General features: G+C 63.0%; 27 protein-coding genes, 2 tRNA genes and 1 pseudogene. 17 read left to right on the top strand and 13 right to left on the bottom strand.

Annotated elements, in window-relative coordinates; all coding sequences use genetic code 11:
* Positions 1 to 22: 22 nt before the first annotated feature.
* From ACI8UR_RS03895 to ACI8UR_RS03880, 4 genes and pseudogenes are all read left to right on the top strand, one after another.
* A complete protein-coding gene (locus ACI8UR_RS03895) occupies positions 23 to 505 on the top strand; it encodes a redoxin domain-containing protein (RefSeq protein WP_415087579.1) in 483 nt (160 codons plus the stop codon).
* A gap of 49 nt (positions 506 to 554) precedes the next feature.
* Positions 555 to 1,379, top strand: coding sequence for an HD domain-containing protein (locus tag ACI8UR_RS03890; RefSeq protein ID WP_415087578.1), 825 nt, complete (start codon positions 555 to 557; stop codon positions 1,377 to 1,379).
* A 4-nt stretch (positions 1,380 to 1,383) separates the two neighbouring features.
* On the top strand, positions 1,384 to 1,515 hold the full coding sequence (locus ACI8UR_RS03885) for a DUF2080 family transposase-associated protein (protein WP_411716165.1): 132 nt from the start codon (positions 1,384 to 1,386) through the stop codon (positions 1,513 to 1,515).
* Positions 1,511 to 1,730, top strand: a pseudogene (locus tag ACI8UR_RS03880) (RNA-guided endonuclease TnpB family protein); the annotation flags it as partial. The gene ACI8UR_RS03885 and the pseudogene ACI8UR_RS03880, both read left to right, overlap by 5 nt.
* A gap of 154 nt (positions 1,731 to 1,884) precedes the next feature.
* On the opposite strand, the gene ACI8UR_RS03875 reads toward ACI8UR_RS03880, so the two are convergent.
* Positions 1,885 to 1,955 (bottom strand) — tRNA-Gly (locus ACI8UR_RS03875).
* Positions 1,956 to 2,062: 107 nt separating this feature from the next.
* Between ACI8UR_RS03875 and ACI8UR_RS03870 the strand changes: the two genes are divergently transcribed.
* Positions 2,063 to 2,458, top strand: a complete 396-nt coding sequence (locus ACI8UR_RS03870; RefSeq protein WP_411716166.1) for a universal stress protein — start codon at positions 2,063 to 2,065, stop codon at positions 2,456 to 2,458.
* Here the strand turns inward: ACI8UR_RS03870 and ACI8UR_RS03865 are convergent.
* The 4 genes from ACI8UR_RS03865 to ACI8UR_RS03850 all read right to left on the bottom strand — a co-directional run bounded on the left by ACI8UR_RS03865 (position 2,445) and on the right by ACI8UR_RS03850 (position 7,411).
* Complete coding sequence (locus ACI8UR_RS03865; protein WP_411716167.1) at positions 2,445 to 3,077, bottom strand: class I SAM-dependent methyltransferase; 633 nt, start codon at positions 3,075 to 3,077, stop codon at positions 2,445 to 2,447. The two genes, ACI8UR_RS03870 and ACI8UR_RS03865, sit on opposite strands and share 14 nt — an antisense overlap.
* Positions 3,078 to 3,117: 40 nt before the next feature.
* Complete coding sequence (locus ACI8UR_RS03860) at positions 3,118 to 5,211, bottom strand: type II secretion system F family protein (protein WP_411716168.1); 2,094 nt, start codon at positions 5,209 to 5,211, stop codon at positions 3,118 to 3,120.
* Complete coding sequence (locus tag ACI8UR_RS03855; RefSeq protein WP_415087577.1) at positions 5,212 to 6,837, bottom strand: type II/IV secretion system ATPase subunit; 1,626 nt, start codon at positions 6,835 to 6,837, stop codon at positions 5,212 to 5,214.
* 76 nt (positions 6,838 to 6,913) lie between these two features.
* A complete protein-coding gene (locus ACI8UR_RS03850) occupies positions 6,914 to 7,411 on the bottom strand; it encodes a hypothetical protein (RefSeq protein WP_411715266.1) in 498 nt (165 codons plus the stop codon).
* 139 nt (positions 7,412 to 7,550) lie between these two features.
* Here ACI8UR_RS03850 and ACI8UR_RS03845 point away from each other — a divergent pair, with 139 nt between their 5' ends.
* Positions 7,551 to 8,006, top strand: a complete 456-nt coding sequence (locus ACI8UR_RS03845; protein ID WP_411715267.1) for a DUF5793 family protein — start codon at positions 7,551 to 7,553, stop codon at positions 8,004 to 8,006.
* On the opposite strand, the gene ACI8UR_RS03840 is transcribed toward ACI8UR_RS03845, so the two are convergent.
* A complete protein-coding gene (locus ACI8UR_RS03840) occupies positions 8,007 to 8,291 on the bottom strand; it encodes a hypothetical protein (RefSeq protein ID WP_411715268.1) in 285 nt (94 codons plus the stop codon).
* 43 nt (positions 8,292 to 8,334) lie between these two features.
* Entirely contained in the window at positions 8,335 to 8,985 is a 651-nt protein-coding gene (locus ACI8UR_RS03835; protein ID WP_411715269.1) for a helix-turn-helix domain-containing protein, read from the bottom strand.
* A gap of 134 nt (positions 8,986 to 9,119) precedes the next feature.
* On the opposite strand from ACI8UR_RS03835, the gene ACI8UR_RS03830 reads away from it, so the two are divergent.
* Positions 9,120 to 9,422 (top strand): DUF5785 family protein, encoded by a 303-nt coding sequence (locus tag ACI8UR_RS03830; RefSeq protein ID WP_411715270.1) that lies wholly within the window; start codon positions 9,120 to 9,122, stop codon positions 9,420 to 9,422.
* Positions 9,423 to 9,638: 216 nt separating this feature from the next.
* Here ACI8UR_RS03830 and udk read toward each other — a convergent pair whose 3' ends face one another.
* Positions 9,639 to 10,232, bottom strand: coding sequence for a uridine kinase (gene udk, locus ACI8UR_RS03825; RefSeq protein ID WP_411715271.1), 594 nt, complete (start codon positions 10,230 to 10,232; stop codon positions 9,639 to 9,641).
* An 86-nt stretch (positions 10,233 to 10,318) separates the two neighbouring features.
* Between udk and ACI8UR_RS03820 the strand changes: the two genes are divergently transcribed.
* Both ACI8UR_RS03820 and ACI8UR_RS03815 read left to right on the top strand, forming a co-directional pair.
* Positions 10,319 to 11,080: a GTP cyclohydrolase III gene (locus tag ACI8UR_RS03820; protein ID WP_411715272.1), complete on the top strand. Its 762-nt coding sequence runs from the start codon at positions 10,319 to 10,321 to the stop codon at positions 11,078 to 11,080.
* 144 nt (positions 11,081 to 11,224) lie between these two features.
* Entirely contained in the window at positions 11,225 to 12,451 is a 1,227-nt protein-coding gene (locus tag ACI8UR_RS03815) for an ABC transporter substrate-binding protein (protein ID WP_411715273.1), read from the top strand.
* A 69-nt stretch (positions 12,452 to 12,520) separates the two neighbouring features.
* On the opposite strand, the gene ACI8UR_RS03810 is transcribed toward ACI8UR_RS03815, so the two are convergent.
* The 4 genes from ACI8UR_RS03810 to ACI8UR_RS03795 are packed head-to-tail and all read right to left on the bottom strand — an operon-like array spanning position 12,521 to position 16,737.
* Positions 12,521 to 13,300, bottom strand: a complete 780-nt coding sequence (locus ACI8UR_RS03810) for an ABC transporter ATP-binding protein (protein ID WP_411715274.1) — start codon at positions 13,298 to 13,300, stop codon at positions 12,521 to 12,523.
* A complete protein-coding gene (locus ACI8UR_RS03805; protein ID WP_411715275.1) occupies positions 13,297 to 14,172 on the bottom strand; it encodes an ABC transporter ATP-binding protein in 876 nt (291 codons plus the stop codon). The genes ACI8UR_RS03810 and ACI8UR_RS03805 overlap by 4 nt, the downstream gene beginning before the upstream one ends.
* Positions 14,165 to 15,604, bottom strand: a complete 1,440-nt coding sequence (locus tag ACI8UR_RS03800; protein WP_415087576.1) for a branched-chain amino acid ABC transporter permease — start codon at positions 15,602 to 15,604, stop codon at positions 14,165 to 14,167. The genes ACI8UR_RS03805 and ACI8UR_RS03800 overlap by 8 nt, the downstream gene beginning before the upstream one ends.
* Positions 15,601 to 16,737 carry a branched-chain amino acid ABC transporter permease gene (locus ACI8UR_RS03795; protein ID WP_411715277.1) on the bottom strand — a complete coding sequence of 379 codons (1,137 nt, stop codon included), beginning with the start codon at positions 16,735 to 16,737 and terminating at the stop codon, positions 15,601 to 15,603. Before ACI8UR_RS03795 ends, ACI8UR_RS03800 begins: the two co-directional genes overlap by 4 nt.
* A gap of 177 nt (positions 16,738 to 16,914) precedes the next feature.
* Here ACI8UR_RS03795 and ACI8UR_RS03790 point away from each other — a divergent pair, with 177 nt between their 5' ends.
* From ACI8UR_RS03790 to ACI8UR_RS03770, 5 genes are all read left to right on the top strand, one after another.
* Positions 16,915 to 18,099, top strand: coding sequence for a phosphoglycerate kinase (locus ACI8UR_RS03790; protein WP_411715278.1), 1,185 nt, complete (start codon positions 16,915 to 16,917; stop codon positions 18,097 to 18,099).
* A complete protein-coding gene (locus ACI8UR_RS03785; RefSeq protein WP_411715463.1) occupies positions 18,099 to 18,605 on the top strand; it encodes an N-acetyltransferase family protein in 507 nt (168 codons plus the stop codon). The genes ACI8UR_RS03790 and ACI8UR_RS03785 overlap by 1 nt, the downstream gene beginning before the upstream one ends.
* Positions 18,606 to 18,616: 11 nt before the next feature.
* Positions 18,617 to 18,690, top strand: a tRNA-Thr gene (locus ACI8UR_RS03780).
* Positions 18,691 to 18,832: 142 nt separating this feature from the next.
* On the top strand, positions 18,833 to 20,581 hold the full coding sequence (locus ACI8UR_RS03775) for an alkaline phosphatase D family protein (RefSeq protein WP_411715464.1): 1,749 nt from the start codon (positions 18,833 to 18,835) through the stop codon (positions 20,579 to 20,581).
* A 212-nt stretch (positions 20,582 to 20,793) separates the two neighbouring features.
* Positions 20,794 to 20,931 (top strand): hypothetical protein, encoded by a 138-nt coding sequence (locus ACI8UR_RS03770; RefSeq protein WP_411715465.1) that lies wholly within the window; start codon positions 20,794 to 20,796, stop codon positions 20,929 to 20,931.
* A 274-nt stretch (positions 20,932 to 21,205) separates the two neighbouring features.
* Here ACI8UR_RS03770 and ACI8UR_RS03765 read toward each other — a convergent pair whose 3' ends face one another.
* The gene (locus ACI8UR_RS03765; RefSeq protein ID WP_411715466.1) at positions 21,206 to 22,624 is read right to left on the bottom strand and encodes a two-component system sensor histidine kinase NtrB; all 1,419 of its coding nucleotides are present in this window, start codon (positions 22,622 to 22,624) and stop codon (positions 21,206 to 21,208) included.
* An 87-nt stretch (positions 22,625 to 22,711) separates the two neighbouring features.
* On the opposite strand from ACI8UR_RS03765, the gene ACI8UR_RS03760 reads away from it, so the two are divergent.
* The 3 genes from ACI8UR_RS03760 to ACI8UR_RS03750 all read left to right on the top strand — a co-directional run.
* Positions 22,712 to 23,506: a hypothetical protein gene (locus ACI8UR_RS03760; protein ID WP_411715467.1), complete on the top strand. Its 795-nt coding sequence runs from the start codon at positions 22,712 to 22,714 to the stop codon at positions 23,504 to 23,506.
* 29 nt (positions 23,507 to 23,535) lie between these two features.
* A complete protein-coding gene (locus ACI8UR_RS03755; RefSeq protein WP_411715468.1) occupies positions 23,536 to 23,760 on the top strand; it encodes a hypothetical protein in 225 nt (74 codons plus the stop codon).
* 346 nt (positions 23,761 to 24,106) lie between these two features.
* A partial coding sequence (locus ACI8UR_RS03750) for a helicase HerA domain-containing protein (RefSeq protein ID WP_415087575.1) occupies positions 24,107 to 25,553 on the top strand: 1,447 nt, incomplete at its 3' end.

Genomic DNA, 25,553 nt, shown 5'->3' with positions numbered 1-25,553 from the left:
CAGAGGGTTCGGTACAATCGGCATGGTTTCAGAAGGCGATGATGCCCCCGATTTCACCGCACCGGCAGCAATGCCAGATGGCGATATCACCGAATTCAGCCTCGCCGACGCACTGGCGGATGGCCCCGGCGTACTGGCCTTTTTCCCCGGCGCGTTCACGAGCGTCTGTACCGGCGAGATGGTGACGTTCCGTGACCGCCTCGATACCCTCCAGTCGGCCGGCGCGAACCTCTACGGCGTCAGCATCGACTCACCGTTCTCACTCGGCGAGTTCGCCGCACAGAACGACCTGAACTTCCCGCTCATCAGCGACACGAACAAGGAGCTTATCGACGCCTACAACGTCGAGATGGACTTCGAAGCGCTCGGTATCTCCGGCGTCGCGAAACGCGCCGTCTTCGTCGTCGACGAAGACGGGACGGTGACCTACAAATGGGTCTCCGACGACCCCAGCGTCGAGCCGGATTACGACGAAGTCGAGGACGCTGCGGCCGAAGCAGCCTGACTGCGAAGCCGCCGGTCGTTTTTTCTCACACCCCGCCGTCGGTGCGACCATGAGCGATGCCGACAGCGACCCCGACGCCGGTCGTGTCTACAATCCCGATGACGACCACGCGTTCCCGGACGAACGACTCAACGCTGTCCTCGAGAAAGTCACGTCCGACGAGGAGGTCATCGCGTATCTCGAAGCCCAGAACGTCAATCCAGTCGCCCGGAAAGGGTACAACGACCACGGAGCCAAGCACATCGAGATCGTCCGCAATCGCGCGCTCTGTCTGTACGACCTCCTGAAGGCCGGCGGCGTCGCGTTCAACGGCGCCGACGACCAAGGGCTCGATGAGGCCGACGAGAGCGTCATCATCGCGCTCGCGGCGACGCTACACGACATCGGCCACGTCGTGCACCGTGATGACCATCCCTACTACTCGATTCCGCTTGCCGCCGACATCTTAGACCGGCTGCTCCCGGCGTTCGACTACTACGATACTGCTGACGTGGTTCGGCTGAAAGGCGAGGTGCTACACGCCATCCTCTGTCATCACACGGTCGAGGAACCGCTGACACACGAGGCCGGCGTCGTCCGTGTCGCCGACGCACTGGACATGGAGCGAGGTCGCTCGCGAATCCCCTACGAAAAAGGCGGTCGAGGCATCAACACGATTTCGAGTCAAGCGATTCGGAACGTGTCGCTGCAACCAGGTGAAACAGCGCCAGTCATGGTCGAAATCGAGATGACCGACGCAGCCGGCGTCTACCAGGTCGACGAACTACTCAAGCACAAGCTCCACAACTCTCGAATCGAGGAATACGTCCGAATCGCCGCCGTCAATATCCGCGCCACCGAAGAGGAGGAGCTCGTCGAACGCATCGAGATGTAGGGCGTTGTTCGATACCGCACCACCAGCCGCGAGTGATGTGAAAGCCACCGGCAACGGCGCTCACGTCTACGTCCCGAAACGGTGGCGTGGCGCGGATGTGAAAGTCGTCCGTACATCCGACCTAACGACGAATTAGCGTGACTGTCGATACCTGTAGGCAGGTCTACAAGCATTTCCTCCACCGCCTCAACAGACATGACGATACCTCGGCGTACTCCGAGCAGAAACGCCTGCCGAACCTGAAAGGGCTGGTGGAGTGACCTGCAAGACGTTCACTCAACGGTTCTTCAGAAAGCCGTTCAGCGGGTGTACGGCACTCTCTCGACGCTACAAGGTGAGCAGCTTCGTGGCCGTTCGCCCGATTGCGTCTCTCGGCGTTCACGAGTCGCTCCGCTCCCCGTTCACGTCATTGAGGCACTCACTTCGTTCGTGCCTCACTATGCGCCGACCGGGAGTCCCGCGAGCGAAGCGAGCGGGACATCGGTCGGCAAACGACCGAAGGGAGTGCGCCGACCGGGATTTGAACCCGGGCCATGAGCTTGGAAGGCTCAGGTCCTACCACTAGACCATCGGCGCGCATTCGGGCGTAACACCCCGCCCACTAAGGGCCTTTCCGTTCCTGCCGCGCCGCCCCGGCTGCGTTCGGCCCCTAACGGTTTGAGAGGGCCGGTCGAAGACAAACCATGAGCATCCTGACGCCCATCGACGGCACCGACCGCGGGCTGGCAGCGCTCGACGTCGCTGCGGGGCTTGCCGAACGGCTGGACGCCGACCTCGACATCGTCAACGTGACCGACGAGCGCTCCGAGGAGAACTGGCGGCTCCTCGATGCCGCACGAGAGCTGTTGTCGGAGTACGACATCGACGCTGAACCGAGAATCCTCATCGAAGAGGACGCGGAAGGCGCGGGCATCTCGGTGGCTGTCGGCGAACGCCTCGTCGAACTACTGGAGGCGAACGACTACGAGTTCGTCGTCATGGGCCAACACGACGAACAGGGCACTGTCGAGCGTGTGCTCGTCGGGAGCGCCTCGGGGGTCGTCCTCGACGAAGCCGAAACCCCGGTCATGCTGGTGTGACGACGGCGTAGCAGTTGCCACTGGAGCGGAACGAGTCGACGATATCGAGGGCGCTGGCTTCGATGTCGGCCTCGAACTCCGTTGGCGCGTAGATGTGGTAGTATCGTGGGACGGTCTCCCCGCCGGGGAGCGTCCAATCGACCTCCGTATCGAATCCGGTCTCGGCATCGGCGCCCGCGTCGAACGTCTCGTGGGCGGTACTCCAGGCGCTTACGAGCGCCTCACCGTCGGCGTCGAGAACACGAGCGAGCTCGTCAAGGCTTCGACGCCGAAGCGAGCGCGTCGGGAGGTGATGGACAGTCGCGATGTACACCGCGAGGTTCGCACACCCGCTGGCGAGCGGGAGCCTGGAGGCGTCGCCCTCGACGAACGACGCCGTGGGCACGCGGTCGGTGGCGATACTGAGCAATTGTCGGCTGACGTCGACGCCGACGACACGGTCGGCGTGATCTGAGAGCAACTCCGCGTTCCGACCGTTGCCACAGCCCACGTCGACTGCGGTGTCGACAGTGCGACCCTCACAGAAGGATTTCGTCTCCGGCCACGGATACTCACGTGTCGTCGCGAAATGCTCGCCGATCTGTTCGTAGGTCGCTCGCACGCCCGCTCGGTCGCTCATACCGACGTTACCCCTCGTCCCCACAAGAACGCGGTGGTCATCAACCGAGCAGCGTCAGGATGACGTAGGTCGTCGTGAGCATGATGGCGGAGTGTTTCGCGCCGTCTCGAAGCGACCCACCGCCCATCATCCCGCCGACGAGCCCCGAGAGGGCCGACTGAACCAACGCGGTGTGGAAGAATGCGAGGCGGTAGGCGTCGACATCACCGCCCTGGAGGCCGCCGATTCCAGGGACGCCGCTTCCGGCGCCACTGCCAACCCCGCTCGCATCCGGAAGGTTCGGAATCAACACGTAGTCGAGCGCTCCGATGACGATGAGGAAGACGAGGAAGGAGATGTAGATTACCACGAGATACGTCATCATCTCCTGGCGGCGCTGCCGCCGGAGCCGCTGGTCGGCACGGGCCTGCTCGGACGCAATGCGGAGTACCGGCCCGATCTCGTTCGAAGCCCGCATCGCGTTCGTCACCAGGGCGACCACACGCGTGACCGAGGGCGTCCGAACACGGCTCTCGAATCGGTCGAGCGCCTGAGCCACTGTCGCGCCCCACATGATATCCCGCCAGATGCGCTCGACCTCTTGGTCGAGGGAACCAACATCGCTTGAGCGGACGCGGTCGAACGAGGAGACGACGGCGATACCCGCCTCGTTGAGGCTTGCGAGGCGTTCGAGCAGATCCGGGACGGACTCCTCCAGTCGCCGGAGTCGCCGATTGCTCACTTCGTACACGATGGCGAACGTCGCAAGGACGAAGATTGCCGCCTGGACGATGATGTCGTCGATCAGTCGAAGCTGTATCGACCCGTCGACAACCGTGTTCGGAACCCGATAGGCGGTGACGAGAACCGCGATTGGAACCGTCACGTAGAACACGAGCATCGGCCGCTCGATGGCCGATTGAACCGGCGATGTGAGCGTCCGGCGCAGCGACCGAACCTGGTTGTACGCTCGTAGCCGGACGTGGTTCGCACGAGACTCCGGGCGGACGTACCCGCCGTCGGCTTCGAGTGTTTCCCGGCTTTCGCCGACCGCCGCCTCCGTGGCCAAAATACGGCTGTCGTCGCGAGAGGCCCGAAGCGGCTGGGTCACGTTGATGAGATACACGAGGAAGACCAGGTTCGCGGCCGGGAGCACGACGTACGCGATGGCGCGGATGAGAAACAGCGTATCGCCGGCAGTCAGGCCGATGATGAGCAGGATGGTGACCAAGAAGAGCATGCCGGCGACGATGACGGTGACGTACACCTCCGCGGTCGTCGCAAGCAACTGGAGAATCTCCTTCTGTTGTTCCTCGGCCTCATCCCGGTAGCGTTCGTACTGCTCGTGGAGGAAATCCGAGACGTGTCGCCCACTCTGGAGTACGCTCGCGAGGTTCTCGTTGAACGTCTCGAACTGCTCGGAAGGCGTGTTGTGTGAGAGATCCTGAACCGCCGTCACGAGGTCGACCCCGAACAGGTCGATGTTCCGGACGGCGGTGCCCGTCTCGGTAGCTCCTTCACCGAAGATGCCCTCGTTTCGCGAAAGCGCTCTGAGGACGTCCGGGAACGACATCCCCCCGCGTGTGAGCGCGTACACGAACGCGACCATGCGTGGCATGCTGGCGTCGATCTGTCGACGGCGGGTGTCCGCCCGCAACGACGGAACCTCCCACCGGATGAAGTGGGCGCCGGCCGCGGCCAGGATGCTCGCGGTGGCGCTCGCAACCATGAGAACGATGAGTGACAACCTGTCGAGAGCGGCCAGTTGTGTTACGATGCGACCGACTGCCGGCAGCCACGAGAGGTCGGGAATGTTGGTGAAAATACCGAGACGGGGAACCGACGGTGCTGCCGAAACGCCGAACCGCTCGACGAGCGCGAGGACGCCGACGCCGAGGTAGACGCCGACGAAAGCGCCCGATACCGCGGCGCCGAGGATGTAGAGACGCGTTTTCGCGGCGTACTCTCGGTACGGCGTTCCGATGGCTGCCATCCGCAACAGCCGCTCGCGCTTCCCGTTCGGCTCGATATTGGTGCCGTCGAACACCCTGAACGCGATGCGGGATAGGAGTGCATCAAGCCAGGCGCTGTACGGCGCCAAGACGAACGCAAACAGGATGACAAGCGCCACGAACAGCGGGAGATAAGCCAGCATCTATCGCCCCGGCACGTCCGCCGACGCCCGTTCGGAGGAGGCCTCCTCGATGCGCTCCATCACTTCGTCCGGCGCCGCGTAGTAGCTGTTGACCATGGCCGTGAACTGCTGGTACTGCGTAATGTCCTCGTCCCAGAGGTACTCGAGGAAGGTTCGGCGGCGCTGCATCTCCCGGAGAAGTTCGGACTGCGACCAGCCACGCTCCTCTCGAATCTCGTGCATGAGTTTGTTGTTGCCTTCACGGAAGGTGTCGTTGGCCGAACGCCACTCGTAGGCACTCGTGTAGTCGAGTTCACCCGTTCGCTGGTCGATTGCGTCGATTTCGGCGATGGCATCCGCGCGCCGTATCCGCTCGCCGCCGAACCGAGCCAGCGTCTGGACACAGAGGACGTCCAGCGACTGCACCATCGGCCGTGGCACGTTGATGGGTTCGTTCTCGAGGCGGTTGATGACCGTCTGCACGGAGTCCGCGTGCATCGTCGACAGCGTCGTGTGGCCGGTGTTCATCGCCTGGAACAGCGTCATCGCCTCCTCGCCTCGAACCTCGCCAACGAGGATGTATTCGGGGCGGTGTCGGAGTGCAGACCGCAGGAGGTCGTACATCGTCACGTTCGCCGCCTCATCGAGCCGCTCGCGGGTGACACAGGACAGCCAGTTGTCGTGGTGCAGCGCCAACTCGCGGGTGTCCTCGATGGTGATCAGTTTCGAGCGCGGTGGGATGAACATCGAGATCGCGTTCATCGACGTGGTCTTCCCGGACGCAGTACCGCCGGCGAAGATGACGTTCTTGTTGTGCTCGATGGCCATCCACAGATACGCCATCTGCTGAAGCGAGTAGGTGCCGAACTTCAGGAGGTCGATGGGCGTAAACGGCTCCTCGGAGTACTTCCGGATGGTGAAGGCCGACCCACGCGGTGTCACCTCCTCGCCGAGTGCGAGCTCCGCACGAGAGCCGTCCTCGAGCGTCGTCTCGACGACCGGGTTCCCGACCGAGATATGCCGGCCGGACTGCTGGGCCATCCGGATGATGTAGCTGTCGAGTTCGTCCTCGCCGAACGAGACGGTCGTCTCGATGTCCTGGTACTCGTCGTGGTAGGCGAAAAGCGGGATGCCGTAGCCGTCACAGGAGAGATCCTCGATGAGGGGGTCGTTCATCAGGGGGTCGAGTCGGCCGAAACCCTGGAACCGACGGTACAGGTAGTAGTAGAGCCGGGAAAACCCCGCGATGTCGACGGTTATCCCGTACTGCTCGAGCCGCTCGCGGAGCTCGTTTCGAAGCACTTCCTCCGGTGAGCCCTCCCGGTCGTTGTACAGAAGGGGCGTCCGAACGTCGTCGTACAGCGTCTCGAGAATCTCGCTTTCGAACCGGTCGAGGTCGGGTTCGATGACCCGATAGAGGTGTTTCTCTTCGTCGTCGCTGTAGGTGATGACGACGTACGAGAAGGGCGCGTTGAGCCAGTAGCGTTCTATTTCCCGGTCGTCGAACGACCGGTCGCCCACGACATCCCCGTGTTTGCCCGGCGTGTAGCGTTCGTCCGGGAGCCGCGAGCCACGGAGCATCTCGCCTGTCCGTACCAGTCGTTCCCTGAGCGATTCCAACAGTCCGGGTCGTTGTTCGGTGGCCATCTGTTTTGAGAGCGCCGTCCGCTATTGGAGAAGGGTATGTCACCAACGGGAATAAAACCCCACCGCGTTTCGGCTGCTACGTTCGTTCGACGGTGAGCAACAAGCCGCCGAGGACGTACATGAAGAGGATGCCGACTGGTACCGTAACCCCCGCGAACCCGGTCGTAAGCAGGTACACCGTCGCGGTGAACGGCACCGCAGACGCGATCAAAAGCACCCCCATCAGCCGAACCGGGTCGACCGGCAAGCGCTCCTCGAGGTCTTCCTCATACACGTAGTATGCGATGCTCAACACCAGCGCAAGCGAGAAGACTGCTGCTCCGACGATCCAAATCTGGTAGCCGAGTGCCACGTCGGTGTTATCCGGGAATCCGGGCGCCTGATGCAGCAGCACGAGCGGATTGTACTGGGCGATTTCGATACCAGGGATGAACTGCAGGAACAGGTAGATGAAATGGATGCGGAACAGACGAGCGTCGCCGTTGCTGGCGTAGGAGATGCCCCACGGCAAGAGCGCACACAGCCAGGCTGACAACACGGCGAGTTCACCGGCGTACTCGGAACGAACCCACATACCACCCCACCCGCTCCGGGCCGGGTAAAAGATATCGACACGACGTGACGGAGAGCTGTCGCGACAAACTACACCAGTCCGTATGACGCTGGCGTTACGTTCATCACTGCGGCACTCCTAGATGTAGGCACAAACAGGGATGCGGCGTGATTACTTCACTCTGACCGTCGACGGTGTCGAAGGCGACGAAGCGGAACAGCCTGTGGTCACGATAACCTACGAGGGCCCGACCGAACAGCTCGAGTCGCGACTCCGGAAGGGGAGTTCGCTGCTCACCGACGAGGAGATCGATGTGGCGTATCGACTGCAGGACGCATTGGAAGCTGACGACCCGAGCGGCGTCGTCGCGTTGGCCGACCGCGTGACCGGCGAGTACGTCCTCGAACTCAACGCGGACGCCGAAGCCGTCTTCGAGTTCGTCGACGCCGCCCGCGAGTTCGGTGACACGAGCGACAGCGAAGGCCGCTATCGTATCGTCCTCGAAACCGACGATGGCAACCTCGTCACCTACGACAAATCGACGCTGCTCGTCTACGACGCTGACGGCCAACTGCTGCGTAGCAAGAGCCTCATTCCGAGCGGCGTCGAACTGTAGTCACTGCCGTTCGCAGACGTTCTCGGAGGTTCGCACCTGGATATCCCTCTTCTTCGTCGTCTGAATCCACGAGAGATACGACGCCATGCGGTCGGCGTCTCGGAGCGCCTCGGCAGTGTCGAACGCCTCGCGGAGCTCCTCGTTCGTGAACAGCGCGTGTAGCTGCTTGTGACACGGCGTGCACACCTCGATAACGGGACTCTGCTTTCGGTTCTCCGGAACGAGATGGTGACGTTCGGTCGGCAGAGCCGGGCCGTGCCGTCGGCAAATCGCACACTCGCCCACACAACGTAGAGGGCCCGGAGTGCGGAAAACGTTCTGCCGGTCGTTACTGGATGAGGCCAGTCACGACGCGAGATTCGGCCTTGCGGAGGTGTTCGTCGACGGTCGAGGGCGCGCAGCCGAGGTTCTCGGCGATGTCTTTGTGTGTCGCTCGGCGGGGGACGTCGTAGTAGCCCTCCTGTACGGCCGTCTCGAACACTTCGAGTTGGCGGTCGGTCAGCGGGGATAACAGGTCTTCGCTCCCCGGAACGTACGTTCCGGCGTTGTCGACGGAGAAATCGAGGGTGTCCGGAATCGCGCTCAATGCACCACGGAGGTTCTCGTGGGTGCCGACGAGCGTCGCGCGAAGCCCGTCGTCGGTGAAATCGAGTGGCGTGTCGATGATGAGTGCGTGCTCGTGTGCGACCTCCAGAAGCGCATTACCTTTGTTCGTCGATTCGGCCTGGATGAATGCGTGGTAGCCGTTGTCGGCGAGGTCGACGACTTCCCGGTCGTGGATTTCGGGTTGGTCATCGAGTGCGTCATCGAAGGCATCACCGTCGCCGACGACGCGGTACAGAAGCACGGTCGTCCCGTCCGCACGGGAGTCGACGTGGAGCAACGCTTCACGCGAAACCGCGTCGTGTTGGGCGACGAAACGGTCGATAGGATGGATCGCCCGGTCGGTCGGTGAGAGGCTCAGCTTTAGGTATTTCATGGAGTGTCCGGCGTGTCCACACCCGGGGTTGGACGGTGGTTTAAGGTTCTGACAAAACCATCCAAACGTTGGCAACCGCTGGCATGCCATCCGAGAGCGGAAACGCTTTGGGGGCGGGAACCACAGGCGTGGATATGGATTGGCCCCACGACCCCGACGGCGAAGAAGGCTCAGAGGGGATGCGAAAGTACGGGCAGGCGGTACTCGCAAAGAAGCTCGACGAGGAGGAGGACTTCCCGCTTTCGAAGGCGGAGTTCGTCGACGAACACGGCGACGAACCCATCCGGCTGAACCACGAGGAGGTCGTCTCCGTCTCGGAGATCTTCGAACACGTCGACGAGGATGCGTTTGAGGACATCATCTCGTTCCACAGAGCCGTCGGGCAGGCGATGCGGTCGGCCGGTATGTGGGAAGTCGACGTGGCGAAGTACGCCTAAGTCCCACTTTTTGCACGAGAACAGGGGTCGAGCGCGACGCGCTCGACACCGGTTCTCGCAAAAACTTGGGGAAAATATGCGCGAGAGCCTCCAGCCGCGCCCTACGGGCGCGTTAGTCGGCTCTCGCTACGGCGACTCGCTTCGCTCGTCGCCGCTCGATTACCTCGAGGGTCTTCCGTTCGCCCCCCTCTGAATAAACTATATTTCTCTCCCCCGTTACACTGCCGCCTGAATCCGTTCTCGCAGTAACTCGACCGCGGTGTCGTTTGCACCCTCCGGAACGATGAGGTCGGCGTGTCGCTTTGTCGGGCGGACGAACCGCTCGTGCATCGGTTTCACCGTACTCAGATACTGGTCGATGACGCCACTCAAGTCGCGATCGCGTTCTTCGACATCGCGGCGGATTCGACGCAGCACGCGTACGTCCGCGTCCGTTTCCACGTACAGTTGGAGGCCGAGTCGCTCACGTACTGCGTCGTCGTAGAGCGCGAGAATTCCCTCGATGACGATGACTGAGCCGGGCTGGACATCTATCGTCTCGTCGGTTCTGACGTGGTTCTCGAAGTCGTACTGTGGCATCTCGATGGCCTCACCGTCCTCAAGTGCGTCCAGATGGTCACGGACGAGCGGCCAGTCGAACGCGTCGGGGTGGTCGTAGTTCACGCGAACGCGCTCCTCGGGGGACAGCATCGACCGGTCGCGATAGTAGTTATCCAGCGGAAGCACTCGAACGTCGGATACGCCCTCCGTGATGCGGCTCGCGACGGTGGTCTTGCCGGCTCCCGACCCGCCGGCGATGCCGATGAACATATCGGGCGGTCGTGTGGCGGCCTCAAAAGAACATCGCGCCATCGTGGATGGTAAGGCAAATACCGGCGCACACCGAATCCACTCGCGTGACGAACACGCAGGTAACGCTCATCCAGATAGACAACTACGGGCCGTGGACGGTCACGCCCGAACCGCGCCGTGAGGTCGACCTCCAGACGCTCCAATCGCGGCTGTACGCCGACCTCTCACAGCTGTTCGGCAACCGCGAAGGGTACGTCTTCTTCACCCGCTTCGATAACATGGTGGCGGTGACGAACGGGCTCGATGCCGACGCCCACGCCCTGATTCAGGAATCGGTCGCGAACCGCTATCCGGTGACAATCAGTCTTGGCATCGGGGTCGACCCCTCACCGGCCGAGGCGCTCGGGATGGCGTCGGCCCATCTGCAGGACGCCGGCAGCGCCCAAGACCGCGAACGAACGGAGATACTCCGTGGCACTCCCCGCTCGACCGACGACCGGACGGGCGAGGACGTACAGATCGCACATTTCGACGTCAACGACGCCACCGGCAAGTACACCGACCGGCTCAACGAGTTCGACGCCTTCATCAACATCGAACAGGGCTACGCGGAGTTGATGCGCTACATGCGGAGAGCCCACGACTCGCTGTCGTTCTTCGTCGGCGGCGACAACATCATCGCGGTCTGTGACGCGGTCGAGCACGAAGGGTACGCAGACGCCATCGAACACGTAAACGAGGCCGTCGGTGTCGACCTCAAGGTCGGGGTCGGACGGGCCAAAACAGCCCAAGAGGCAGGTATGAGCGCAAAACACGCGCTCGAAACCTGTCGTGAGGAGAACACCGACGTGGAGTTCGGGCACTGATTTCGGCTCGGAGCCACAGCCGTTCTATCGGGCTTTGAACGCGTTGTGCCCGTAATTTCCGGGGTTTGAATACGATTTCGGCCACAGCAGGGACGCACCTTTATACGTGACCGGTATATATAGCAATTCGATATGCCACGGAATGTGCAACGACGTGACGTGCTGAAGGGTGTAGGTGCTGCGGGACTCTCCGTCAGCGTGGCCGGGTGTTTCGGCGGCGGTGGGAACGGTGACGGCGGCCGTGAACTCAAGCAGGGCGTCCTCCTCCCGCTGACGGGCGACCTCAGTAACCTCGGGCAGCCGATTCGTGACGGGGCCATTCTCCCCGCGACAGAGCTCGAGGGTGAGACGGAGTTCACCATCGACATTCAGGAAGAGGACACTGAGACGAACCCACAGGCGGGTATCTCCGGTGCCGACGCGCTCATCGACGCCGGCTATCCGGCCCTTACCGGCCCGGCGTCCTCCGGTGTGAACCTCCAGGTGACGCGACAGTCGCTCATCCCCAACCAGACAGTTGGCTGTTCGCCCTCCTCGACCGCACCCGCTGTCACGTCCCTCGATGACGACGACTACGTCTTCCGGACGTGTCCGTCCGACGCCCTGCAGGGGCAGGTCATCGCACAGGTCGGTGCCGATGAACTCGGCCAAACCGACGCCGCGACGATGTACGTCAACAACGACTACGGGCAGGCGCTCTCCGAGTCGTTCGCCGCGACGTTCGAAGACGAGTACGACGGCGAGGTCAAACAGCAGGTCTCCTTCGAGCAACAACAGAGCTCCTACTCCTCGCAGCTGGAGTCGGCGCTGAACGACAGCCCTGGTCTGCTCGTCGTCATCGGGTACCCCGAATCTGGAAACCAGCTGTTCCGTGACTACTACGGCGACTTCGACACCGGTGAGGACATCATCGTTACGGACGGTCTCATCGACAACGAACTGCCGGATAACGTCGACAACGACATGAGCAACGTCACCGGGACGGCACCGAAATCCTCCGGCCCGGGGCGTGAGGCCTTCGACCAGCTCTACGAGGACGAGTACGACCGCGCACCCGGCGTCTTCAACGCCCAGGCCTACGACGGGACGGCCATCAGCCTGCTCGCCAACGTCTACGCGGGCGACAACGATGGCACCGCAGTCAGCGACAACATGCGTCGTGCTGCGAACCCCGACGGCGAGGAGTTCGGCCCCGGTGAGCTCGCGGACGCCATCGAGGCGGCCGCCGCTGGTGATGAAATCAACTACCAGGGCGCGTCTTCGGCGACGGACTTCGACGAGAACGGCGACATGATCGCCGTCTCCTACGGTATCTACGAGGTTCAGAATCGCGACTTCGAGGAAGTTGACTCCGTCGCGTTCGGCCAGTAGAACGAACTCCCGATTTTTCTTTCGTACGCGCTCTCGAGTAGCGACAGCTATGCAAAAACGACGCGTCGATTAGCCGCCCAGGAACTCCTGGCGAACCTGCTCGTCGTTCAGCAGGGCGTCGCCGGAGTCCATGAAGCGGTTCTGTCCCTGGACGAGGACGTACCCTCGGTCACAGCGTCGGAGCGCCTCTTTCGCGTTCTGCTCGACCATGAGCACCGCAGTGCCGGCCTCGTTGATGCGGTCGATGCGGTCGAACATGTCGTCGACGAGGTCGGGGGCGAGCCCCGCCGACGGTTCGTCGAGCATGAGCAGGTCGGGGTCGAGCATCAGCGCCCGCCCCATCGCGAGCATCTGCTGTTGACCGCCGGACATGGTGCCGGCCTTCTGGGACTGCCGTTCTTTCAGGATGGGGAAGCGGTCGAACACCTCGTCGAGGCGCTCTTGGGGCACCTCATCGAGGATATACGCGCCCATCTCGAGGTTCTCGAGGACGGTCAAAGACGAGAAGATATTGTCGGACTGCGGGACGTAGCCGAGGCCGAGGTGGATAATGTCCTCGGGGGCCTTGCCCGTGATGTCGTCGCCATCGAATTCGATTTCGCCGCCCATGTAGTTCGTCAGCCCGAAGATGGATTTCATCACCGTCGACTTGCCGGCGCCGTTCGGGCCGACGATGGTGACGTACTCGCCTGATTCGACGTTCATATCGACGCCGTCGAGAATCTGGAGATCGCCGTAACCGGCATCCAGCTCCTCGACCTGCAGGAGGCTCTCCTCGGCGGTGGTGAAGTCGGTGGCGTTGACGCCCGCCGTCTCCACGTCGCGCTGGTCGCCAGTGCCCGCGCTCATATGTCCTCACCCAGGTAGGCTTCGATGACCTGTTCGTTGTTCTTGATGTCCTCGGGAGCGCCTTCCGCGAGGAGTTTCCCTTGGTGCATGACGATGACGCGTTCGCAGTTTTGCATGATGAGATCCATATCGTGTTCGACCAGGAGGAACGTGTAACCCTGCTCTCTGAGGGCGTGAATCCGGTCGAGCAGTTTCTCCTCCAGCGACGGATTGACGCCGGCGAAGGGTTCGTCGAGCAACAGCATTTCGGGGTCGACCATGAGCGCCCGCGCGAGCTCGAGCAGTTTCCGCTGGCCGCCGGAGAGATTGCCCGCATACTCTTCCGCGAGATGGTCGATCTCGAAGAACTCCAGGGTCTCCCAGACCTCCTCGCGGAGTTCGGTCTCCTGTTCGATGACGTCGCCACGGAGGCCGGGCGCCACGGAGTTGATGAGTTTCTCGCCGATCTGCTGTCGGGGGGCGAGCATGAGGTTCTCGAGGACGGTCATCTCCTCCAGTTCACGCGCAATCTGGAACGTGCGCACGAGGCCACGGTTGGCGATCTGGTGCGGTTTGAGGCCAGTGATGTCCTCACCCTGGAACAGGACGGTGCCGGCATCCGGCTCGTGAACGCCGGTGATGCAGTTGAACGTCGTCGATTTGCCGGCGCCGTTCGGGCCGATAAGCCCCGTCAGGGAGCCTTCCTCGACCTCGAAGGAGACGCCGTCGACGGCCGTGATGCCGCCGAAGTGTTTCTCGAGGTTCTGAACACGGAGCGGGAGACCACGCGGCGTCTGCTGGGCCGCTTTCTCCACCTCGCTGTCCTCGGTGTCGGGCAGTTCTTCGGGGTCGCGTGAGTCGACGCCTTCGGGCGTCCCGACTGCGTCACTCATCGGTCTCACCTCCGGTGTCGGCTGAGCCACCATCTGCGGCCGGCCGCCCAGCGGGTGTGCGTTCACTGAGATCGACGCTCGAAGCGATCTCCTTGCGGTGGCCGAGGAGGCCGTCCGACCGGTTCTGCATCAGATACACCAACACAGCACCGAGGAAGACGAACTTCAGGGTGCTGACGTTGTCGATGGCGAAACCGAGCCACGCAAGCGGGTCGAGCGAGACGACCGCGGCGTAGAAATTGTTCGGCGATGGCAGCGATGCGCCGGGCCCGGAGACGGTCACGAGAAGCCCCTCGACGCTGGCCTGGACGACTCGGGCCAGTTGTTTCGGCCCCTCGAAGAGGAAGGCAGCGAAGACCGCGCCGCCGATGACGCTCCCGGTGTTCGACCCTGAGCCGCCGATGATGAGCGCCGTGAAGATGTAGAAGGTCACGATGGGTCGGAACGTGTTCGGATTGACGAAGCCGAACGAGCCCTGCCAGAGGATGCCGCCCAGCCCCATCAGCGCACAGCCGACCATGAAAACCTTGATCTTGAACCAGCGAGTGTCCTTCCCAAGCGATTGGGCGACGATTTCGTCTTCACGGATGGCTTTCAGAACGCGTCCGAACGGCGAATTGCCGATTCGGACAAGCAGCACGTAGTAAAGCGTCATGACGACGAGAAGCAGGAAGAAGGCGTACGTCGCGCCGTTGACGACGCTGGAATTGACGCCGACAGAATCGGCGGCACCGTAGACGAGTTCACCGAGGACGTTCGGGCCGCCGGTCGGCCCGTACAGCAGATCGCCGAGCGACGTGGTCGAGTAAAGGAAGTCCGCTGGCGAGGACGTCGGCGTGTTGATGCCCTGCCCGCCGCCGGTTCCGAACGTGTAGCCGAAAATCTCGATGACGTTGTAACCGCTTGCTTCGGGGTCTTTGACGGTGCCCGCGAAGTAGCTGGCGTTGAAAACGAGCCGGATGATTTCCGAGAAGCCAACGGTCACGATAGCGAGGTAGTCAGCTTCCAACTGCAACGCCGGTAACGCCGCGATGCCGCCGACGATAGCGGTGATGATGACGGCGCCGATGACAGCGACCGGCACGGGGAGGCCGAACCCGGGCGGCGACCCCGTTGCCGGCGCTGCGAGAATCGACATCGAGTACACACCGACAGCCATGAAGCCGGCGATACCGATGTTGAAAAGCCCCGTGTACCCCCAGTGGAGGTTCAACGCCAGCGCCATGATGGCGTAGACCGCGATGAGGAAGGTGATGTTCTGCAGGGAATTCGCGACGGCCGGCAGCACGGCCGCGTTGTTCGCGACCGCGAGATACGTCTGTGCGAGCGTGTAGACGAGATACGTGAAGACGAGCAGGCCCGCGATGAGCCGGGTGTCGTCGTTCTTGATATACTCCGGGACGGCACCCCAGAGTCGTGCGCCGACTGTCATGCTGTTTTCACCCCGCCGAAGAGGCCTTCGGGCCGATACAGCAAGACGAGAATCATGACCGTGAAGGCAGCCACGCGCGCGAAGTCGGACGGAATCCAGACGAGCGACATCCGGGAGGCGACGCCGATGAGGATGCCGCCTGCCATCGCACCGTAGACGCTACCGATGCCGCCGAGGATGACGCCGGCGAAGATGAGAAGCAGGAGCCGCCAGCCGATGTTGAAACTGAGTGTGCCGCGTTCCAGCACGATGAGGAAGCCGGCGACACCGGCGAGGCCGCCGCCGATGATCCACGTCGCGCGGATGACACGCTCCGTGGGGATGCCGGTGACCTGGGCGAGGGCTTTGTTGTCGGCCATGGCACGCATCGCCGTGCCGAGTTTCGTTCGCTGCAGGAGGAAGTGGATTCCGAACATCAGGCCGACGGCCGCGATAATGAGCGTAATCTCGTGGAGGTCGATCGGAACGCTGCCGTCACCCGTCGGGATCGACCACTGCGGAATCGAGCTGGTCGAGGTCAGGCCACGGGCGCTCGTACCGTACATGAAGACGATGGCGTAGCGGAGCGCGAGCGCGACACCGATGGAAGCGATGAGCAGTGGGATGCCGCCTTTGTCACGCATGGGCCGGTACACCCAGCGGTCGAGCAGGAGCACGATGGCGACCGTGACGAGCGCGGAGGCGATGAGCCCGGCGACAATTGCGATGGGAGCGTTCGCCGCCGAGACGAGCGAGGGTGCGTTCAGCAGGACGATATCGCCGGTGGAGACGTCCAGACCGAGCGTGAAGACGCCGACGATGTACGCCACGAGCCAGCCCGAGAACGCGCCAGTGGTGAGGTAATCACCGTGAGCAAAGTTCGCGAAGTTGAGGATGCTGTACGTCATCGAGAGACCGACGCCGGCGAGTCCGACGACCAACCCGACGACGAGGCCGTCGACGAGGAACCGCCCGAACGTCGATGTTTTGAGGCTGCCACCGATGAGGTGTACGCCGCCGACTGACACCGGAACGTTGACGAGTTTCAACGCCAGGTCGGCGAGCAGATACAGGATCCCAGCGGCGAGCAGAGCGACCGCCGGTCGCTTGACAAAGAGCCGCCTACCGGCCGTGACTGTCTCAAATACATCCATGGCTCAGGTTCACGCGATATCTTCGGAATCCAAGCAATAAATAAACCTCCGTTCCGATTCAGGTCGCTGTCTTCAACACGGGCTGTATACGGTACTGGCCGTCTCGGTCGCGCGTCGCCCCGAAAGTGCCCGCCGCGGAACAAAACGCCTATGCGGGCCCCGTGGGGACGGAGAGGTATGATACGGACGCTCGACGATCTCGAAGTCGAGGGGACGGCGCTCGGGGTACGCGTGGACATCAACAGTCCGGTCGCGGACGGCGGCCTGGCCGACGATGCCCGACTTCGCGCACACGTCGACACCGTCGAAGAGTTGTGTAGCCGTGGCGGTCGCGTCGCACTCCTCGCCCACCAGGGGCGGCCCGGTGATGACGATTTTACCGACCTCGAACCGCACGCGGAGCGTCTGAACGAACTGCTCGACGCCTCCGTCGACTACTGTGACGCCACGTTCTCCTCTGCCGCCCGCGAGCGCGTCCGGAACCTGGATGCCGGCAACGCCGTCCTGCTGGAGAACACTCGCTTTTACTCCGAGGAGTACATGTCCTTCGACCCCGCAGACGCCGCCGAAACCCATCTCGTCGAGAAGCTCGCGCCCACGCTCGACGCCTACGTCAACGACGCCTTCGCCGCTGCCCACCGCAGCCAGCCCTCCATCGTCGGCTTCCCGACCGCGCTGCCGGCGTATGCGGGCCGTGTCATGGAAGCGGAACTCGGCGTCCTCGGAAACATCGCCGAGAGCCCCGAGCCTCGCGTCTACGTCCTCGGCGGTGCGAAAGTCGATGACTCCATCGGCGTCGCCCGCTCCGTACTCGAACGCGGCCTCGCAGATGCCGTCCTCACCACCGGCATCGTCGGCAACGCCTTCCTGCTCGCAGACGGCGTCTCGCTGGGGGCCGCCTCCGCCGCCGTCGTCAACGAACGGAGCCACGAGGCCGTCAAGCAGGCCGGCGACCTCCTCGATGATTTCAGCCATCGCATCTACATGCCACGGGACGTGGCCATCGAGCGCGACGGCGAGCGGGTCGAGATCGACCTCGACGAACTGCCGGCCGAACAGCCAGCCATGGACATCGGCGCGCGCACGCTCGCCGCGTACGCGGAGATTCTCGAAGACGCCGGCACGGCCATCCTCAACGGCCCGGCGGGGGTCTTCGAGGATGAACTCTTCGAGCTCGGCACCCGCGAACTGTTCGAGGCGGCGACGCGTGCGGAGATGAGTATTGTCGGCGGCGGCGACACGGCCGCGGCGATGCGCGCACTCGGCGTCAAAGGGTTCGACCACGTCTCGACCGGCGGCGGCGCGGCCCTCCGGATGCTCACCGGTGGCTCCTTGCCCGGCGTCGACGTCCTCGACCAGTGATGGCGCCGTCGCCACCGGCAGACGTCAGTATCGAAGCGGCCGAAAGCGACGACGCGAGCGCCTTCGCCGATCTCTGGGTCGACCTCGCGGCCGATCAGCGACAGCACGGCTCGCATCTCCGCCCATCGGCGAACCGCGGCCGCATCCGCGAGGCGATGCTCCAGCACGTCGTCACCGACACCGTACTGCTCGCCGAACGCGACGGGGATATCGTCGGCTTCGTCACGTTCGGCCGGGAGTCCGAAAGCTTCGAACAGGACGTCACCCGAGGGCTCGTTCACAACATCTACGTCACAGCCGGCCACCGCGGGGAGGGTATCGGCAGTGCGCTCTTGGCCGCCGCCGAGGAAACGCTTGCGGAGCGCGGCGTCGACAGCGTCGCGTTGCAGGCGATGGCAGCCAACGACGAGGCCCGCGAATTCTACCGTCGGCACGGCTACGACCCCCACCGAATCGAGCTCGAAAAAGCAGTCGAAAGCGATAGCCTCACAACGGACGACGGATAAGACCCACACGCGCCAGGGGAGCTTGGGTGGTTCAAGCACCCGACTTGTAATCGGGAGTTCGAGGGTTCAAATCCCTCCCCTGGCTTGCTCCTGCAGGTTCGAATCCAGAACATCTTATTTTCAGCAGAATCGGGTTCTGTGACGCCGGCGGCATTCACGATTCGAGGCACCCATATCCAAACCACCGGCCGAAAGGTCGATACCAATACGACGGGTATCGAAGCAGTATGCCAGATGGGTTGAACGGTCGCGACGAGCCAGGTGGTCGCGGGGACAGGCACGCGGAGCTGCTCTCCGCGCTCGATTCACACGATCTTGCGCTCGCCTTAGACCCGATAGAGGCCAGCGACGCCGACGCGTTCACGGTCGACCCGGATGCAGACCCGGATGCGACGTTTCCGCAGTCCGTCGCCAGCGGTGGGCCGACGCCGACCGGTGTAATCCTCTGGACGCGTCTCGCGTCCGACCGCATCGACCCGAACCAGCCGCTGGCCGTGCAGGTCGCCACCGATTCGGCGTTCGGGGATGTCGTCTTCGATGGCGTGATAACGGACGATATGCGAATTCGGGCCCACGACAACACGGTCAAAGTCGACCTCGACGGGCGGCTCTCGCCCGACACGCGGTACTACTATCGGTTCATCTACGACGGCACCGCGTCCCGAACGGGTCGGTGTCGGACGCTGCCTCGGTCGGACGCCTCGCCGGAATCGGTCAGTTTCGCCGTTCTGACCTGCCAGAACTTTCTGAACGGATACTTCCCGGCCTGGCACTACGTGGCCGAGGAGGACGTCGATTTCGTCGTCCATCTCGGGGATTTCATCTACGAATCCGAGGACGGCGCATTCAAAGGCCTCGGGTCGTACGAATACCCGAATCGAGAGAAGACGCTACCCAGCGGCCACGACCGCGCGTGGAACCTCACCGACTACCGCTATCTCCACCGCACCTATCGCTCGGATGCATTCCTCCAGGAGGCGCTGGAAACGCACACGCTCATCGCAGGATGGGACGATCACGAGATGGTCAACGACCTCTACTGGGATCACGATACGGACGCGCCCGCCGGTGACCATCCGCGCGGTGACGACCCGGAGTTCATGAGCGAGTTGGTCGCCGATGCGATGCACGCCTGGTGGGAGTACATGCCGGCGCGCGTCGAATACGACCCGGCCGGTGAGTCGCTGCGCGAACGGATGCAACTGTGGCGCGATTTCGAGTTCGGCGACCGCTGTCGGCTGGTCATGACCGACGAACGGCTGTTCCGAGACCCGCCGCGAGAGGCGATTCCGACGCCTGACAACGTCGGCCCGCATCGTGAGCCGCCGGGCCGAACCATGCTCGGTGCTGTCCAGCGCGAGTGGCTCATCGACACCATCACCAGCGACGACTCACAGTGGACAGTCTGGGCGGACGAGGTACTGACCACCCCGTTTCGAATCGGCTCCGGGCCGCTGTCGCTGTATCCGGTGCAGGGCGGCTGGGATGGGTACACCCGCGAGCGCCAGCGAATCACCGAAGCCATCGCGGCCGCCGATGTCGACAACTACGTCTCGTTAACCGGGGATATGCACTGCTACGTCGCGGCCTATCAGCAGAGTTCGTATCCGGGTCGGGTTTCCGGGGATGCTGGCGTGGCACAGGGCGAACGCATCGGCGTCGAATTCATGACGCCCGCGACGACGTCGCTCAACGTCGCCGAAGCGCTTCACCTCACACGCGGATGGCGGGGGCGAATCACCGAACCCCTGCTGTCGCGACTCATCGAAGGGATGAACCCCCACATCGAGTTCTTCGACAGCCACAACTGGGGCTACTCGGTCGTGGAGTTCGACCGCGATGAGTGCCGCTACATCGGGTATGCCGTCGACAAAACCGACAACAGCTCCGACGCCGACCGGGAAGTGGTCGTGGCGTATCGTGTGCCCGACGGCGACGTAACGCTCGAGGAAATCACGGACGAGTACCGTGACTGATACTGCCGGACGTAACTAATTGAACTGTAGAGCTGCTCAACCGACCTGTACTGGGGCAGAGAGGACATTTACTCAAACATGACTTTACGAACGTACGTCCGGCAGTATGAGCGGAAGCCCCGAAGACGATTGAACGGGAAACTGGAGATTTGGGAGAGACGTGGGAGAGACTTCGGAGAACAGTCAAATACTGAATACGTCTCTGTAGAGTCATGAGCCTCGAACCGAACCACCGCACCGATGCACAGTCGGTCGTCCGGGATATCTCCCTGGGCGATGGCGGTATCATCATCTACGACACCGAGAACGAAGCGGCCTGGATACAGGCCGATTCGCCGGATATCCTGTAGGTCAGTCGTCCGCGGACGCCTTCTTGCCAATCAGCTGCTCTTTGAGCGTTCGCTCGTGTTTCTCTCGGGCATGAGCACTGAACACCCAGTTGTCAGGCGCCTCGATTATCACTCTCTGCAAACCGTCGAGATGGGTTTAAGAGTGCGGCGACAAGGGTGAGGTATGTATCTGTTCGCAAAGACGGCGCTTTTCGTTCTCGTCTGTCTCGTCGTCGGCGCCACTATCGCGGCGCTGTCGTATCTGGGAACGACGTTCGGGTGAGGATAGGCTGCGTTATTCGGTGATCTCCGCGAGCGTCTGGACGCCGCTGATTTCGAAGCGAGCGCCTCCGTCCCGGCTTTCGGCTGCTTCGATGTCCCAACCGTGGGCTTCAACGATGCTGTTGACGATTGACAGCCCGAGACCGGTGCCCTCCTCGCCAGTCGTGTAGCCGGCCTCGAAGATCTCGTCGCGTTTATGCTCGGGAATCCCCGCACCGTCGTCCTCGACGTAGAACCCCTCACTGTCGGTGAGCATGCCCACCCGAATCGAGACGTCCTCGCCGCCGTGTTCGATGGCGTTCCGGAACAGGTTCTCGAACAGTCGCCGGAGCCGTTCGCCGTCGGCGGTGACCGCCGGCAGGTCGCCGTGCTCCATCCCGGCCCACATCTCGTCGACGCTGCTCCAGGCCAACTGGACGGTCTCCTCGAGGTCGACGCGCTCGAACTCCTCGACGTCTTTCCCCTGGCGAGCAAGCGTCAGGACGTCCTCGATGAGCTGTTCCATCCGCTCAAGGGCATCCTCGACCGATTTGAGCTTCTCCTCGTTGTCTTCGAGGCTCCGCGCCATCCCGATGTTGCCGATGGCGACGTTGAGTGGGTTCCGGAGGTCGTGGCTGACGACGCTTGCGAACGCTTCCAGTTGCTCGTTGCGGCGCTCCAGTTGCTCGCGGCGTTTCCGCTCCTCGCTACGGTCTGCGAGGATGAACACGTATCCAAGGAGGTTATCCCCCGGCTGGACAGCCGACAGCGTTCCGACGCCGTAGAACGTGTCACCGTCGGAACGCTCGAACTCACCGTCGATTTCGACGCCGTCGGTTCGGAGCGCTCGCTGGAGGTGCTGTTTCGCCTCGCGGTCGCCACCCTCGGGGTAGAGCGCGTCGAGTCGGGCACCGATGACCTCTTCGGCCGTGTATCCGGTGACCGACCTGGCTCCCTCGCTCCACTCGTCGATGTACCCCTCTGGGTCGAGGCGGACGATTGCGAACCCGTTCGTGGAGCGGAGCGTCGCTTCGGCGCGATGCGCTCGTGGTTCGAACTCGTTGAGGGCGTTCTTCCGTCTGGTGTCGATGAAGGCGGTGATCGACGCACCGGCGGCGCCAACGGAGGCGACCGCAAGCACGACCAAAAGCGGGTCGAGCGGCGCACCGAACGCCCGCGTCCTGAGCAACACGGCGTCGGCAGTCGCACCGACAGCGATAGCACCGACGACAGTCCAGACGACGATGCGGTTCGTATCGCCCGTGAGCGACCACGAGCGGTACCCGAGCGTCACGAGCACACCCCCCGCAATAAAGACGGGGGCGAGAGCAATCACGAAAATCGGATCTATCGATTCCGCAGCGTAGGCGCGCTGGCCGGCGGCCGCAATAGCCACGACGCCAGCGAGTGCGAGCAGCGCGCCGGTCGGCAAAGCATCATCGGAGCGTCCCATCGGGTTGCATATCTTTCCGATTCGGTATAACGTCTCGCATCGCTCGCGAACACAAGGCATTTGCAACGACCGTCTCGTCTGGATGGTATGGTCGAATCGTCGCTGCAGCTGTTTCTCCCGTTCGTCGCCGCCGCGCTCCTGCTTGCCGGCGGCGTCCGGCGCGGCATCGTCTCTCTCTTGCGTCACACGGTACCGGCTGCCGCGCCGTGGACGCTCACCGCCGCCGTGATGGTCGTCGGCGTCCGACTCGGTGCCTATCAGGCGTTGCCAGCCCAGCCGACGGCCGTGGAACTGCTGGGCGCACTCACACTACTCGTCGTCATCGTCTGGCTCTGTACCGCCGAGTTGGCATCGCTCCGGGGTGTTCAACGCCGGGAGCGCTACCTTTCGGCGTCCGGAATCGGCGCCCTCTTCGTCATCTCGGTGTCGCTTCTGACAAGTGTCGGTGGGGCTTCCCCGCTCCAGCTCGTCTGGCTCGCTCTCGCGCCCATCGGCGCCGTGCTGTTTGCGGCTGCAGGCTACTTCGTCCTCGGGTTGGTCTACACGGACGCAGTCGTCGAGTTCCAGCTTACCGGTGTGTACGTCATCGGTACCATCGTTCTCGACGGATTCGCCTCGGCAGTGGCCGTCGAAACACTGGCGAACGGCACGCCCGGTGTCGTAACGACGGTCGTCATCTGGGCGGTTTCGGCAGTGGGCGGTGACATCTCTGTGTGGCTTCTGCTACCGCTGCACGTGTTCCTCGGCGTCGTCTTCCTCGGTGCCTGCGGCTGGCTGGCCAGACGGGAATCGTGGGTCGGCAACGCCTGTGCGCTGCTTGCGTCCGTCCTCGCGCTCGGCTCTGCGACCGTCGTGCTGCTGTCGTCGACGCTTCTCGGTTGATTTTTCACGATACCGGTCGAACGCTGACCGTGAACAGTCGCATCCACGACCCAGTCGGGACTGGTGTCGCGCTTCTCGTCGGACTGTTGCTCGGCATCACCTTCGCCGCGCCGATACTTCCGCGGACGATTCCGTTCGGGAACGTCACGCTCGGCCCGACGCAGGCGGTTATCGTCGCCGGAACGGGCGCAATCGTTGTCGTCGGCCTTGCTATCGTCGGGATGTACATCGTCCTCGCCCAGCATGACCGATGACGCGGGCGCGTAATCTCGGCCTCTTCGTCGCCCTCACGGCGCTTTGTGAGATGTCGTTTCCCGCCATTCAGGCCGGCCTTGAATCGTTGCCACCGCTCCTCTTTGCCGCCACCCGGTACGATACGGGCGGGCTGCTCCTGTCGCTGTTCCTCGTCGCCGGCAACAGCATATGCTTTTCATCGGCCAACAGACCGTCACGAGCGGCATCGCGGCTATCCTCTACGGCCTCGTCCCGATTCTGACGATCGGGGTCGCTGCCATCCTGAAGGCCGACCGATAGCAGGGGTTCGGCGCATGACAGATGTCTGACGGAGAACTATGTACGCCGGGTGCAACTTCTCTGACGATGGGCGAGGAAACGATCAGTGTCGGAGAAGTGAGCCGTGGCGACGAGATGGGCTCGAACGTCGAACTGCCTATCGTCGACCTGCTCACAGGGCGTGGCTTCATCACGGGCAAATCCGGCTCCGGAAAGTCGAACAGCGCAAGCGTCATCGCCGAGAAACTGCTCGACCGTGGGTACAGCCTGCTCGCAGTCGACATCGATGGCGAGTATTACGGCCTGAAAGAGGAGTACGAAATCCTTCACGTCGGCGGCGACGAGGAGTGTGACCTCCAGGTGAACGAAGAGCACGCCGGCAAGATCGCCGAACTCGCTTTGGAGCAGAACGTGCCGATAATTCTCGACATCTCCAGCTTTCTGGACGAGTCGAAGGCACGCGACCTGCTCACCGAAGTGACGAAACACCTCTTCGCCAAGGAGAAGAAGCTCAAACAGCCGTTCCTGATGCTCATCGAGGAGGTACACGAGTTCATCCCCGAAGGCGGCGGGATGGATGAGTGCGGCCGGATGCTCATCAAGGTGGGCAAACGCGGCCGGAAGCACGGCCTCGGCATCGTCGGCATCAGCCAACGCCCTGCCGACGTCAAGAAGGATTTCATCACGCAGTGTGACTGGCTCTGCTGGCACCGGCTGACGTGGAACAACGACACGAAAGTCGTCGGTCGCATCCTCGGAAGCGAGTACGCGAACCACATCGAGGAGATGGACGACGGCGAGTGTTTCCTCATGACCGACTGGGCCGAGGAGATTCGCGTCGTCCAGTTCGAGCGCAAACAGACGTTCGACGCCGGCGCCACGCCGGGCCTGGACGATTTCGAGCGCCCGGAACTGAAAAGCGTCTCCGGCGACCTCGTCGAGGAGCTACAGGATATCACCGAAGAGCAGGAACACCGTGAGAACCGCATTGAAGAGCTCCAGCGTGAACTCCAGTCGAAGGAAGAGCGCATCCGCGATCTCGAAAAGCAGCTCTCGGATGCCCGCGACCTCAAGCAGATGGCAGACCGCTTCTCGCGGGCGATGATGGAACAGGTGACCGGCCGGCCGCTGTCCACGGCACCGGGTCGACAGAGCGAACTCGAAGAGGCCGCTCGGGGGCCGGTTCGCCGCGACCCCGAACTCGAAGCCGAACTGGACGCTATCCGGAACGGCGAGAAGGAGCCCCAGTCGTCGCCGGTGCCGGACGCGAGCGAAAGCGCCGATACGTCCGAAGAGAACGAGCCCGAATCGGCTGCCACGTCGGATGCGTCTTCGGAGCCAGCAGAGCCCGAGCCGGTCGAAGCGAAAACGACGGAAGCTACAGCCTCAGCCGACACAAAGCAAGACGGGGCAACCGACGCGTTCGCTGCCCTCGACACCGACGCGCTATCGACCGACGATTCCCCCACGGGGTCGAACACCGAGCCGTCCGTCGCCGAAATCGTCGGCGGGACGACCGGCACCGAGCGATCGT

It is taken from the genome of Natronomonas sp. (assembly GCF_047616845.1).
Lineage (GTDB): Archaea > Halobacteriota > Halobacteria > Halobacteriales > Haloarculaceae > Natronomonas.
This window is presented reverse-complemented; position numbering and strand designations above follow the sequence as displayed.